Raw genomic sequence first — 12,723 nt, forward strand, 5'->3', positions numbered from 1 at the left:
CCCCGGACGACGGTCCGAGGCGGGCACTTCGCCCTGCCACTTGACAGAACAGGCCTACATATCAGCCGAGGAGCTCCAGCACCGCACGCTCGGCGCGGGAGCGCGTCCGCGTGCGGCCGATCGTCTCGCCCCGCTCCCACAGGTCGAACAGGCGCGGGTCGATGTACGACGACCGGGCCACTGCCGGCGTGTTCCCGAGCTCCTCGGCGACGTCGCCGACGATCGCGGAGATCGTGCGCCGCCGGGCCCGGGCGGAGCGCGGCGGGTCGCCGGCGTCGGCGAGCGCCCGGGCGGTCAGCACGGTCGCGTGCCAGGTCCGGAAGTCCTTGGGCGTCGCGTCCTCGCCGAGCCGGTCCTTGATGTCCGCCTGGACGTCGGCGCTGGTGACGTCGTGCCAGCGGGCCCGGCCGCCGGCGTCCGGTTCGCGCCAGGCGAGCAGGTCCTCGCCGCCGCTGCGGCGCTTGAGGGTCGTGACGGCCTCGGCGACGACCGGGTCCTCGACCAGCACGTCGCGGAGCTGGCCCGACTTGGCGGGGTAGTGGAAGTGGACGCTGCCGTCGCGGCGGACGGTGGCGTGCTCCTTGCGGATCGTGGCGAGCCCGTAGCTGCCGTGCTGCTTGGCGTACACCTCGCCGCCGGCCCGGAAGTACGCCTCGTCGAGCAGCCGGAACGCGAGCGCGAGCACCTTGCGGCGCTCCATCCCCGGCGCGGAGAGGTCGCGCGTGACGCCACCGCGGGCCGCCGGCAGGCGACGCCCGACCTCGAGCACGTGGTCGTGCTTGCGCCGCGCCCGGCGTTCCTCCCACTGCGGGTGGTACAGGTACTGCCCGCGCCCGGCGTCGTCCCGGCCGAAGGCCTGCAGGTGCCCGTCCGGGAAGCGGCAGATCCAGACGTCGCGCCAGGCGGGCGGGACGGCGAGGCGCTCGCAGCGCGCCACCTCGTGGGCGTCCTCGAGGGGCACCCCGTCCACGTCGAGGAACACCCAGCCCTCACCCTTGGCCCGCCGGGCGTAGCCCGGGGAGCTGACGGAGACGCGGCGCAGTCGCACGCGGACAGTGTGCGGCGTGCCCGTCGTCCGCGCAGCCGGGCGCGTCAGGCGGCGCGCATCACGCGGCGCGGGTCACGCGGGGAGCCGGATCATCCCCTCCTGGGCGATGGTCGCGACCAGCGCACCGGCGCGGTCGTAGACGCGGGCGAGGCCGAGCCCGCGGCCGCCCTGCGCACCCGGGGACTCCTGCACGAACAGCAGCCACTCGTCCGCGCGGGCGTCGCGGTGGAACCACATGGTGTGGTCGAGGCTCGCCATCGGCACGCTGGCACCGACGTCCAGCCACGACCGGCCGGCCTGGCGCAGCACCGGCTCGAGCATGACCTGGTCGCAGGCGAAGGCGAGCAGGGCGCGATGCAGCATCCGGTCGCCGGAGGCGATCTCGTGCCGCGCCCGCACCCACACCCGCTGCGCGGGCGTCGGGTCGGGGTCCGCCCCCAGGTAGAGCGACCCGCCGACGTGCCGCAGGTCGAAGGCCGACTCGTGCGACCAGAAGCGCGCCGCGGGGTGGTCGATGCTGCGGAGGGTCTCGATCGCGGACGGGACGTCCTCGGGCGCGGGCACGTCGGACGGCGCCGGTTCGGCGTGCTCGTACCCCGGCTGCTCCACCTGGAACGACGCCGTGAGGGTGAGGATCGGCCGCCCGTCCTGGATCGCGTGCGTGCGGCGCGCGCTGAACGACCTGCCGTCGCGCAGGCGCTCCACGGCGAAGTCGATGGGCGCCTCCAGCGACCCCTCCCGCAGGAAGTAGGCGTGCAGCGAGTGCGGCAGCCGGTCGTCCGTCACCGTGCGGCCGCAGGCCAGCAGCGCCTGCGCCAGGACCTGGCCCCCGTAGACGCGCCGGGCCGGGCCGGGGACGCTGTCGCCCCGCCACAGGTCGTCCTCGCCGCGCGGCCCCCAGCCGTCGACCTCGCGCAGCTCCAGGGCGGCCAGGAGCCGGTCGAGGGCGTCGGGGATGCCGGCGGCGGCCTGCGGTGTGGTGGTCGATTCGCTGGTCACGGCGCTCATTCCTCGAAACTGGTGGTCGGCTTGTCGCTGTGCTCCGCTGCGGGCGAGTGCCTCGTTCCTCGGCCCTCACCCTGCGCTGCGCGCCGCGTCATTCCTCGAAGGTGTTGATCATGGAGAACGCCGCGCGCTCCAGGTAGTCCCACAGCTGCGACTCGTGGATCGGGGCCAGGCCGAGCTGGTCGACGGCGACGCGCATGTGCCGCAGCCAGCGGTCGCGCGCGTCGGGGTTCACCTTGAACGGGGCGTGCCGCATGCGCAGGCGGGGATGTCCGCGCTGCTGGCTGTACGTCGTCGGGCCGCCCCAGTACTGCTCGAGGAACATCGTGAGGCGCTGCTTGGCGGGTCCCAGGTCGGCCTCGGGGTACATCGGGCGCAGGACCTCGTCGGTCGCGACGCCCTCGTAGAAAACCTCGACCAGGCGCTCGAACGTCGCGTGGCCGCCGACGGCCTCGTAGAACGACTCGGGACGGGCCGCCGCGCCGTCCGCCTGCGGGGCGGGGGTCTGATGGGTCACCGGGTCATCCTCCCAGAAAGCACCCGTGGCGATCGCCCCGCGCGGCGCGCGAGCCGCTAGGGTGGAGGAGGACCTGCAACGACGCACTCCACGGGGAGAACCTATGACCAGCCTGAACGACAAGGCGGACCACATCCTGGCGGCGCTCGGCGGCACCGGCAACGTCGTCGAGCTCGAGCCGTGCATCACCCGGTTGCGGGTCCAGGTCACCGATCCTGCGTTGATCGACGAGCCCGGGCTCAAGGAGTCCGGCGCGTTCGGGGTCGTCCGCTCGGGGCGGATCGTGCAGGTCATCGTGGGTCCTGAGGCCGACGACCTGGCCGCCCAGATGGACGGCCTGCTGACCCCCTCCTGACCGCTCCTGACGACGGCGCCGCGGGCGGCGACCGCCCGGCCGGCTCAGTGCTCCGCGCGCGGCTCGAGCGCCTCGGCACCCAGCACGCCGGCGGTGCGCAGCTCCTCCTGCGCGGTCTCGCGCAGCGCCCGGGAGATCTCCCACTGCTCGCCGGGCCGGACCTGCGCGTGGAGCGTGAACGTCATCGAGAAGTCGGTGCTGGCGTCGACCCCGCGGACGGACGGCGCCTCGAAGAACAGGTGCGCCAGCTCGGGGTCGGCGTGCACCCGGTCGACGGCGCGGCCCAGCGCGGCCCGCACGACCCCGAGGTCGGCGCCCACCGGCACCAGCACCTCGGCCACCGCGCGCGACCACTGCTGCGTCAGGTTGCCCGCGCGCAGGATCTCCCCGTTGCGCACGTACCAGAGGGTGCCGTCGAAGGCACGCACCTGCGTGACGCGCAGCTGCACCTCCTCGACGGTGCCGATCGCGCCGGAGCCGAGGTCGACGGTGTCGCCGACGCCGAACTGGTCCTCGACCAGGAGCAGGACGCCGGAGATGAAGTCCTTCACGAGGCTCTGGGCGCCGAAGCCGACCGCGACGCCGACGACCCCCGCGGAGGCGACGAGCGGGCCCACGTTGACCCCGACGTCCTGCAGGATCATCAGCAGCATGATGGTGCCGACCACGACGTTCGCCGTGGACCGCAGCACGGAGCCGACGGTGCGCGCCCGCTGCGCCCGGCGCTCGTGCGCGAGCGGGTTGGCCATCGTGAGGGCGTCCTCGACGAGCGGCGCCCGCCGCAGGTAGCTGCGCCACGCCCCGCGCGCCGGGGCGTCGGTCGTGGGGGTGCCCGCGCCGAGGGCGATGCGCTCCGTCACGTGCCCGATGACGCGGCGGAGCAGCACGAGGACGACGATCCCCACGACCAGGATGATCAGCACGTGCAGGGGCCAGCCGGTGAACCAGTCCCAGAAGGTCGCACCGGCCTCCTTGCCGCCCTCGATGAACTCCTCGGCGGGGTTGGTGCTGGTGCTCGTCGGGTCGGGGTCGGGGACAGACGTCGAGACGATCACCGGGCCACGGTAGCCGCCAGCCCTCAGGCCGAGGCAAACCGTCACGCGACGTCCACGGCACGGTCGCGAGCGGCTGCTTGCGGCACCGATCCCGCTCTCGGGCCGCGTGGGGCCCGGCCGGTGGTGCCGCGGGATGGCAGGATCGTCCCCGTGAGCAAGGACCAGCCGACCCCGGACGAGACGCCCGCCGACGCGCCCGACCAGGTGCCCGACAAGGCGACCGACCAGGTGACCGACGTCGTGACCGACGAAGGGCCCGACGACCCGCGGTTGCCGTCGGCGGAGCTCCGGGAGCTGGCGTCGGCGCACGGCGTGCTCACGGAGCACCACACGTTCGGCGGGGCCGCGGCCGCGGCGCCGGCGGCCACGCTCGTGGCCGTCCTCGAGGCGCTCGGCGTCCCGGCCGCTACCCCGCAGCAGGTCACGCACAGCCTGCAGCGCGCGCGGGACGACGAGTGGCGCGCCGTGCTGCCGCCCACCGTCGTCGTGCGGCAGGGCGACGACGCCTCCCTGCCCGTGCACGTGACCGACGGCGCGTCCGTGCACGTGTGGCTCGAGGTCGACGGCGCGGAGCCGGGGGTGCGCACGCACTCGCACCGGCCCCGCCGGGACCTGGAGCAGGTCGACGTCTTCACCGAGCCGCGCACGGTCGACGGGCGCAGCGTGGGCCGCGCGACCTTCGCGGTGCCCTCCGACCTGCCGCTCGGCTGGCACTCGCTGCACGCGCTGACCGAGGGGCACGAGACGCGGTCGGCCCTGGTCGTGACGCCGCGCCGCCTGGAGCTGCCCGCCGGCCTGGAGGGCGACCAGTGGTGGGGTGTTCTCGCGCAGCTGTACTCGGTGCGCTCGGGCGCGTCGTGGGGGATCGGCGACCTCGCCGACCTCGCCGACCTCGCGTGGCTCACCGCGCACCGCTCGGGCGCGGACTTCGTCGCCGTGAACCCGCTGTCGGCGACCGAGCCGGTCACGCCCGTCACGCCGTCGCCGTACCTGCCGACCAGCCGCCGGTTCCTCAGCCCGCTGTACGTGCGGGTCGAGGACATCCCGGAGACGGCGTACCTGGCGGCCGCCGACCGGTCGCTCGTCGAGTGGGCGGCCGACCCGGTGCGCGACCTCGTGACCGACCCGGGCCCGATCGACCGCGACGCGGTGTGGGATGCCAAGAAGGCGGCGCTCGAGGTGGTCTTCACCGCGCCGAGGCGGGCCGCCCGGCAGGCGGCCTACGAGGAGTTCACCTCCGAGCAGGGGAGCGGACTGCGCGACTTCGCGACCTGGTGCGCCATCGTCGAGCACCTCGGCCGTGCCCCGCGGCCCGACGAGCTCGGCGACCCGGCGTCGCCCGCCGTCGCCGCCCTGCGGGAGCAGCTCGCCGAGCGGGTCGAGTTCTACACGTGGCTGCAGTGGGTCGCCGACGAGCAGAAGCAGACCGCGCAGCGCGTCGCGCGCGAGGCCGGCATGCGGGTCGGCATCGTGCACGACCTCGCCGTCGGGGTGCACCCGCAGGGCGCCGACGCCTGGCTGCACCGCGACGTCCTCGCGCGCGGGGTCGGGGTCGGCGCTCCGCCGGACATGTACAACCAGCAGGGGCAGGACTGGTCGCAGCCGCCGTGGAGCCCCCGCGCGCTGGCCCGGGCCGGCTACGCGCCGTACCGGGACATGCTGCGCACCGCGCTGCGGCACGCCGGCGGGCTGCGGGTCGACCACGTGCTGGGTCTGTTCCGGCTGTGGTGGGTGCCGTCGGGGACGTCGCCCGCCGACGGCGCGTACGTGCGCTACGACCACGAGGCGCTCGTGGGCATCCTGTGCCTCGAGGCGCACCGCGCGGGGGCGATCGTCGTCGGTGAGGACCTCGGCGTCTTCGAGCCGTGGGTGCGCGAGTACCTGGCCGACCGCGGCGTCCTCGGCACGTCGGTGCTGTGGTTCGAGAAGGACGACGACGGGCGCCCGCTGCCGGCCGAGGACTACCGGCCCCTCACGCTCGCGACCGTGGGCACGCACGACATGCCGCCCGCCGCGGGGTTCCTCGCCGGTGAGCACGTCGACCTGCGGGAGCGCCTCGGACTCCTCACCGACGACGCCCAGGAGGTACGGCGGCAGGCGCGCGCCGAGCGGGACTCCGCGGTGCTGGCCCTGGCCATGCGCGGGCTGGTCTCCGACCATCCGTCCGAGCGGGAGATCGTCGAGGGCCTGCACCTCTTCCTGCGGCGCAGCCCGGCACTGCTCGTCGGCGTGCAGCTCGTCGACGCCGTGGGGGAGCGGCGGGCGCAGAACCAGCCGGGCACCGACACCGAGTACCCCAACTGGAAGGTGCCGCTCGGCGACGGCGCGGGGAACGTCGTCCTCGTCGACGACCTGTTCGACAACGCGCGCCTGCGTTCCCTCCTGCAGGCGGTCCGCGAGGCGCGGTGATCCCGGCCGCGGCCCTCAGTGTGGTCGCGGCACCGTGCGGACGCCGGTCGAGCGGGTGCACGCCGGTCGAGCCCGTCGGGACCGGGGTCTCGACGGGCTCGACCGGCGGGAGGTTCGCTCAGGCGTCGGCGGCCTGGGCGGCGAGGGCCCGCTCGGTGCCGGCCAGCTGCTCGGCGACCATCCGGCGCAGCGCGGCCGGGGCGTCGGCGTGGGCGTCGAGCCACGCCTGCACGGCGTCGCGCAGGGCGACCGAAGCGAGCGGCGCCGGGTAGAGGCCCTCGATGAGCTCCTCGGCGATGTGGTAGCTGCGCGTGGTCCAGATCGGCAGGAGCGCGTCGGTGTACCGGGCGGCGAACGGCTCGAGCACGGCGGGGTCGGTGACGTGCACGAACCCGGCGGCCGTGGCGCGGATGATCGCGTTCGGGACGTCGGTCGCGTCGACGACGGACGCGAACGCGGCCTCCTTGCCCTCGAGGGTCGGCGTGGCGGCGCGGGCGCGCGCCGCCGACTGGCGGCCCGTGGCGGTGTCGTCCTGGGCGAGCGCGGCGTCCACCTCGGACGGCTCCGCGGCGCCGAGCTGCACCAGGCCCTGCAGCAGCTCCCAGCGCAGGTCGGTGTCGACGGCGAGCCCGTCCAGCGTCGTCGTGCCCTGGACGAGGCCGCGCAGCGGCGTCACGTGGTCGGGGGTCGAGGCGAGCGCGGCGAAGAACTTCACCAGCTGCAGCTGCAGGTCGGAGCCGGCCGCGGCGTCCTGCGCCAGCGCCCACACACGGTCGCCGATCCGCGCGAGGGTCTCCGCGCGACGCTCGGGCGCGACGTACGACCGTGCCGCCAGCCCGAGCTGGTTCAGCGTCGTGCGCACCGTCGTCGACTCCGTCTCGGCGGCGATGTTGCCGAGCACGAGGTCGACGTACGACGACGCCGGCGTCTCGCCGTCGCGCACGGCGTCCCACACGGAGCCCCAGACCAGCGACCGCGCGAGCGGGTCGGAGATGTGCGACAGGTGCTCGAGCGCGGCGGCGAGGGACTCCTCGTCGAGCCGGATCTTCGCGTACGCGAGGTCCTCGTCGTTGAGCAGCAGCAGCGCCGGGCGCTCGTGGCCGACGAGCTCCGGCACCTCGGTGCGCTCGCCGTCGACGTCGATGACGACCTGGTGGGTGGCCACGAGCGCGACGGAGCCGTCGGTCTCCTCGACCAGGTCGTAGCAGCCGATGGCGAGGCGGTGCGGGCGGATGGTCGGGTAGTCGGCCGGCGCGGACTGCAGCACCGCGAGGGCGGTGATCCGGCCGTCGCCGTCGACCTCGATCTCCGGACGCAGCGTGTTCACACCCGCCGTCTCCAGCCATGCCTTCGACCAGGCCGTGAGGTCGCGGCCGCTGGTCGCCTCGAGCTCCACCAGCAGGTCGGGCAGCTCGGTGTTCGACCAGGCGTGCTTCTTGAAGTACGCCGAGACGCCGGACAGGAACTCGTCGCGGCCCACCCACGCGGCGAGCTGCTTGAGCACCGACGCGCCCTTGGCGTAGGTGATGCCGTCGAAGTTGACCTGCACGTCCTCGAGGTCACGGATCTCCGCGACGATCGGGTGCGTCGTGGGCAGCTGGTCCTGCCGGTAGGCCCAGGTCTTCTCCATCGCGGAGAAGGTGGTCCACGCGGCCTCCCACTCGGTGGCCTCGGCCGTGGCGAGCGTGGAGGCGTACTCGGCGAACGACTCGTTCAGCCACAGGTCGTTCCACCACTTCATGGTCACGAGGTCGCCGAACCACATGTGCGCCAGCTCGTGCAGGATCGTCACCACGCGACGCTCGCGCACGGCGTCCGTCACCTGGGAGCGGAAGACGTACGACTCGGTGAACGTCACGCAGCCGGGGTTCTCCATCGCGCCCATGTTGTACTCGGGCACGAAGAGCTGGTCGTACTTGTCGAACGGGTATGGCACGTCGAAGGTCTTCTCGTAGAACGCGAAGCCCTTGCGGGTGGTCTCCATGATGTAGTCCGCGTCGAGGTGCTCGGCCAGTGAGGCGCGGCAGAAGACGCCGAGCGGGACGGTCCGGCCGTCCGACGACGTGAGCTCCCCGCGCTGCACGGCGTACGGGCCGGCCACCAGCGCGACGAGGTAGCTCGAGATGCGCGGGGTGGGCTCGAAGCGCCACGTCGCGGCCTCCGTCCCCGGCTCGGCGGCGTGCCGCGCGGCCTCGGGCTCCGGGGTCGGCTGGTTCGAGACGACCTGCCAGGCGGCCGGGGCGGTGACCGTCACGGAGAACGGGGCCTTGAGGTCGGGCTGCTCGAACGTCGCGAAGACGCGGCGGGCGTCGGGCACCTCGAACTGCGTGTAGAGGTAGACCTCGCCGTCCACGGGGTCGACGAAGCGGTGCAGGCCCTCGCCCGTGTTCGTGTAGGCGCAGTCGGCGACGACGCGGAGCTCGTTCTCGGCGTCGAGGTCGGCGAGGGCGATGCGCGAGTCGGCGAACACCTCGGCGACGTCCAGGCTGCGGCCGTTGAGCACGACCTCGCGGACGGACGGCGCGACCAGGTCGACGAACGTGCCGGCGCCGGGGGTGGCGGAGAACCGGATGACGGTGGTGGACGCGAAGGTCGTCGGGCCGGTGGTGAGGTCGAGCTCGATCGAGTACGACTCGACTCCGGACACCACGCCGGCGCGCTCGATCGCCTCGGCGCGGGTCAGGTTCTCTGCGGGCACGGGTTCTCCCTGTGATCGACGGTGGCCGCGCGCGAAGGGCGCGCGGGTTTCGCCGTCGATGATGCCACCTCGGCGCGGCCCGTCGTACGGCTTTCCCCACACGCTCCGGGTGAGGTCCGCGGGGCGCGGGCGGCCCGCGGCCCGCAGGGTCCGGCGTCGGTCCGGCCTCGGTTCGGCTATGGGCACGGCCATGGGTTCGCCCACGGGTTCGACCGCCGATACCGGATCGTGACATCCTGCCCGGTGCGTCTCCGCGGCGAGGGTGCCCGGCACCCACCCACGGGGTCGCCACAGGAGTGACTGGAGGGAGTCCAGATGTCCGGCACCGTGCCGCCCCCGCCCCCGCCGGGGCCCGACGACCGGCCGACGGCCGCGCCCGGGGCCCCGACCGGCGTGCGGCGAGTGACGTCCGCCTACCACCGGCCGCCGTCGATCGACCCGACGACCGCCGACGCCCAGGTCCCGCTGCAGCAGGTGACGGCCCCGTCCGCCGCCGTGGGGCACGACGCCGCGCCGCCGGTGCCGCCCACCGTGCACGCGCCGGTGCCGCCGCCGCCCGACGCGGCGCCCGTCGCCGTGCCGCCGGCCGTGCACCAGCCGACGCAGCAGCTCCCCCCGGCGACCGCCGCCCCCTACGCCGCACAGCCCGGCTACGCCCCGCAGCCCGGGTACGCGCAGCAGCCGGCGTACGCGCAGCAGACGGGGTATGCGCAGCAGCCCGGTTACGCCCCGCAGCCCGGGTATGCGCAGCAGCCGGGGTACGCGCCGCAGCCCGGCTACGCGCCGCAGCCCGGGTACGCCCCGCAGGCCGCGTACGCGCCGACGCCCGGCCATGCCGGGGCCGGTCCGGCCGCTGAGCCCGTGCCGCGTCGGCGCAGGCTGAGCGCCGGGTGGATCGCCTTCATCGCCGTCGACGCCGTGCTGCTCGTGATGGCGGTGGCGTTCGCCGTGCAGATCTTCACGTCGTCGCCGCCCGACGCCACGGCCGGCGGGAACGGTGGGGCGACCACCCCCACGGCTGAGGCCTCCGAGGCCCCCGTCCAGCGGGAGCGGCTCGCACGGTTCGCGTCGCCGTCGGCGAACATCACCTGCACCATGTTCGCCGACGGCGTGACCTGCGGGATCGCCGAGCTCGACCAGCAGCCGGCGCCCATGGAGGGGTGCGACGGCACCACCGGTTACGTCGTCACGCTGGACGACTCCGGCGACGTCGCCCTGCCGTGCGTCCCGGGGTCCGACCAGCCGAAGAAGGCGGGCAAGAAGGTCGACGTCGTCGACTACGGGGAGTCGATCACCGAGGGCGACTTCACCTGCACGAGCGAGCAGACCGGCATGAGCTGCACCCACGACCCGACGGGCAAGGGTTTCTCGCTCGCACGCGCCGGCATCGGCACGCGCTGACCTGAACCGACCCGACCGGCCCGACCGGCCGGTCGGGTCAGCGGCGCGGTCCCGGCACGACGAACGGGTCGAGGAGCCCCGGTGCGGCGCGGAGGGCGAACGCGAGCGCATCGTCCGCGGAGACGTCGGGCGCCTCGTAGACCCCCCACCCGGCGGCCGTCATGACGGAGACCGTGCGCAGGCCGAGCCTGCGCTGCAGGACCGACTCGCGCAGCGCGACCGTGCTCACGGCGTCCCGGCGCAGGACCGTGGTCGCCCGGCTGACCAGACCGGACCGGACCACGAGGTACCGGCCCGTGATCGTGTGGCCCAGCGCACGGTAGGCGACGACCGCGGCGAGGAGGGCGCCGGCCCACAAGGCCGCGCCCCACCACACCGTCGCCGAGTCGACGACGCCGTTCCCCGCGAGCAGGCCGAGGACTGCCGTCATGAGGCCTGCGCCGGCCGTGGCCCACCACAGGCGCCGGCGCAGGGCGCCCCGCGGGTGCCGTGCCAAGGGTGCGGCGAGCGGATCGGGGTCGGCGCCGAGCACCGCGCTCGCGACGGTCCGGGCGACCCCGACCGGCCCGCGCGGCAGGACCGTCGCCGGCTCGGTCGTCGACCAGACGGACAGGCCGGTCGTCACGACCTGGGTGTCGGCGGTGCCCATCCACCGCCGCAGCACCGGCTCCGAGATCTGCACGCCGCGCAGGCGCGAGTCGTCCCGGACGACCTCGCGCGTGGTGAACAGCCCGCGCCGGGTGCGCAGCTGCGAGCCCTTGGCGCCCGGCACCCGCGCCAGCTCGAAGCCCCAGTACGTGGTGACGTAGGTCGCGGCCATCGAGACGGCGCCGAGCGCGCCCGTGAGCAGCAGGACGAGCACGATCGTCCGCGGCCAGCCCAGTCGTTCGGGGCCCATCCTCGCCTCGACCCAGGCGCCGGGGTCGAGGCCGATCGTCGTCGCGAGCCAGTAGCCGCCCCAGAGCAGCCCGGCCGCCGAGACGAACGCCCACACGCCGAGCACGTGGTGCACGACCCACCGCCACCGGAACCGAGCGAGCACCTGCCGGTCGTCGTCGGGCTCCTGCCGCCCGGCCCCTGTGGTCCCGTCGGCGGTCCCGGTGACCCTCGCGGCGCCAGGGGCGCCCGCGAGCAGCCCGCAGCGCAGCGCCTCGGCGTCGTGGAGGGCGAGGGCGTCGAGGGCGAGGGCCGACTCGCCGGCGGCCTTCTGCTGACCCGCCCCGACGAGGACGACGCGCAGGCCGGCGACGCGGTGGCGCAGCCGGGCCGAGGTGTCGACGCTGCGGATCCGGTCGCGCCGGACCGACCGGTAGCGCCGCACGACGATCCCCGAGCGGCGCTCCACGTACTCGTCGGTGACGCGGTACCGGGTGAACGCCCAGCGCAGCGCGTCGCCCAGCGCGCCGAGCGCGCCGAGCACGCCCGGCACGACCAGCGGCCACAGCGCCTCCCAGGTCGGCTCGAGGCCGAACACCACGACCGCCACGGCCGTCGGCGCCAGGGACACGACGGTCTGCACCAGGTCCACTGCCACCGTGCGCCCGGAGAGGCGGAGCCAGGGGGCGTCGTCGGGGGCGGGGGCGGGCGCGGGCGCGTCCCGGGCCTCCCCGCCGGAGGGCGCCGGCCGGTGGACCTCGGGCGCGGTCACGTCGCGTCCCCCGGGGTGCGCTCGCCGACGGCGGTGAGCGCCTCGGCGACCTCGTCGGCGAGGCGCTGGTCCAGGCCGACGATCCTGAGCGCCCCGTTCGACGACGCGGTCGTGACGCGCAGGGTCGCCAGCCCGAGCAGCTGCTCGAGCGGCCCGCGGACGGCGTCGACGGTCTGCACGCGCGACAGCGGTGCGACGCGCCACTCGCGCACGACCCAGCCCGTCAGGCCGTAGACGGCGTCGGGCGTCGTCTGCCACCGGTGGACGGCGTAGCGCCACCGCGGCTCCACCGTGGTGCGCACCACGGTCGCGAGCGCCGCCAGGACGACCGGCCCGACGAGCCAGGGCCGGGCGGGGACCCAGAGCCACCACGCGACCAGCAGCACCAGCAGCACCAGCCCCGCCGAGCAGAGGCCGCGCAGCACCCACCAGCGCACGACGCGGGGGTCGAGCGGGTGCTCCGGCGGCCGCAGCCGCAGCGCTGCGCCGTCGGGCCCGGCTCCGTCGGGGCGGCCGGCGCGTACGGGATCGGCCCCGTCGGGGCGGGCTCTGTCGGGCGCTCGCGGCGCCGGTCGCGTGTCCACCCT

10 protein-coding genes are annotated in these 12,723 nt (G+C 75.0%); 3 read left to right on the forward strand and 7 right to left on the reverse strand.

Annotation, left to right across the window (positions count from 1 at the left end; translation table 11 throughout):
• Positions 1 to 61 precede the first annotated feature (61 nt).
• From ABD254_RS11420 to ABD254_RS11430, 3 genes are all read right to left on the reverse strand, one after another.
• Entirely contained in the window at positions 62 to 1,048 is a 987-nt protein-coding gene (locus ABD254_RS11420) for a DNA topoisomerase IB (RefSeq protein ID WP_344248548.1), read from the reverse strand.
• A 72-nt stretch (positions 1,049 to 1,120) separates the two neighbouring features.
• Positions 1,121 to 2,056 carry an acyl-CoA thioesterase gene (locus tag ABD254_RS11425; protein ID WP_425553744.1) on the reverse strand — a complete coding sequence of 312 codons (936 nt, stop codon included), beginning with the start codon at positions 2,054 to 2,056 and terminating at the stop codon, positions 1,121 to 1,123.
• 88 nt (positions 2,057 to 2,144) lie between these two features.
• Entirely contained in the window at positions 2,145 to 2,570 is a 426-nt protein-coding gene (locus tag ABD254_RS11430) for a globin (RefSeq protein ID WP_344248550.1), read from the reverse strand.
• A 103-nt stretch (positions 2,571 to 2,673) separates the two neighbouring features.
• On the opposite strand from ABD254_RS11430, the gene ABD254_RS11435 reads away from it, so the two are divergent.
• Positions 2,674 to 2,925 (forward strand): PTS sugar transporter subunit IIB, encoded by a 252-nt coding sequence (locus tag ABD254_RS11435; protein WP_344248551.1) that lies wholly within the window; start codon positions 2,674 to 2,676, stop codon positions 2,923 to 2,925.
• A gap of 44 nt (positions 2,926 to 2,969) precedes the next feature.
• Here the strand turns inward: ABD254_RS11435 and ABD254_RS11440 are convergent, their stop codons facing one another.
• A complete protein-coding gene (locus ABD254_RS11440; protein ID WP_344248552.1) occupies positions 2,970 to 3,980 on the reverse strand; it encodes a mechanosensitive ion channel family protein in 1,011 nt (336 codons plus the stop codon).
• A gap of 228 nt (positions 3,981 to 4,208) precedes the next feature.
• On the opposite strand from ABD254_RS11440, the gene malQ reads away from it, so the two are divergent.
• Positions 4,209 to 6,389 (forward strand): 4-alpha-glucanotransferase, encoded by a 2,181-nt coding sequence (gene malQ / locus ABD254_RS11445; RefSeq protein ID WP_425553768.1) that lies wholly within the window; start codon positions 4,209 to 4,211, stop codon positions 6,387 to 6,389.
• 118 nt (positions 6,390 to 6,507) lie between these two features.
• On the opposite strand, the gene pepN is transcribed toward malQ, so the two are convergent.
• A complete protein-coding gene (pepN, locus tag ABD254_RS11450; protein ID WP_344248553.1) occupies positions 6,508 to 9,087 on the reverse strand; it encodes an aminopeptidase N in 2,580 nt (859 codons plus the stop codon).
• A 315-nt stretch (positions 9,088 to 9,402) separates the two neighbouring features.
• On the opposite strand from pepN, the gene ABD254_RS11455 reads away from it, so the two are divergent.
• Positions 9,403 to 10,488: a hypothetical protein gene (locus ABD254_RS11455; protein ID WP_344248554.1), complete on the forward strand. Its 1,086-nt coding sequence runs from the start codon at positions 9,403 to 9,405 to the stop codon at positions 10,486 to 10,488.
• A 37-nt stretch (positions 10,489 to 10,525) separates the two neighbouring features.
• On the opposite strand, the gene ABD254_RS11460 is transcribed toward ABD254_RS11455, so the two are convergent.
• Both ABD254_RS11460 and ABD254_RS11465 read right to left on the reverse strand, forming a co-directional pair.
• Positions 10,526 to 12,136 (reverse strand): PH domain-containing protein, encoded by a 1,611-nt coding sequence (locus ABD254_RS11460; protein WP_344248555.1) that lies wholly within the window; start codon positions 12,134 to 12,136, stop codon positions 10,526 to 10,528.
• Entirely contained in the window at positions 12,133 to 12,720 is a 588-nt protein-coding gene (locus ABD254_RS11465; protein ID WP_344248556.1) for a PH domain-containing protein, read from the reverse strand. Before ABD254_RS11465 ends, ABD254_RS11460 begins: the two co-directional genes overlap by 4 nt.
• Positions 12,721 to 12,723 lie beyond the last annotated feature (3 nt).

It is taken from the genome of Isoptericola hypogeus (genome assembly GCF_039531145.1).
Lineage (GTDB): Bacteria > Actinomycetota > Actinomycetes > Actinomycetales > Cellulomonadaceae > Isoptericola > Isoptericola hypogeus.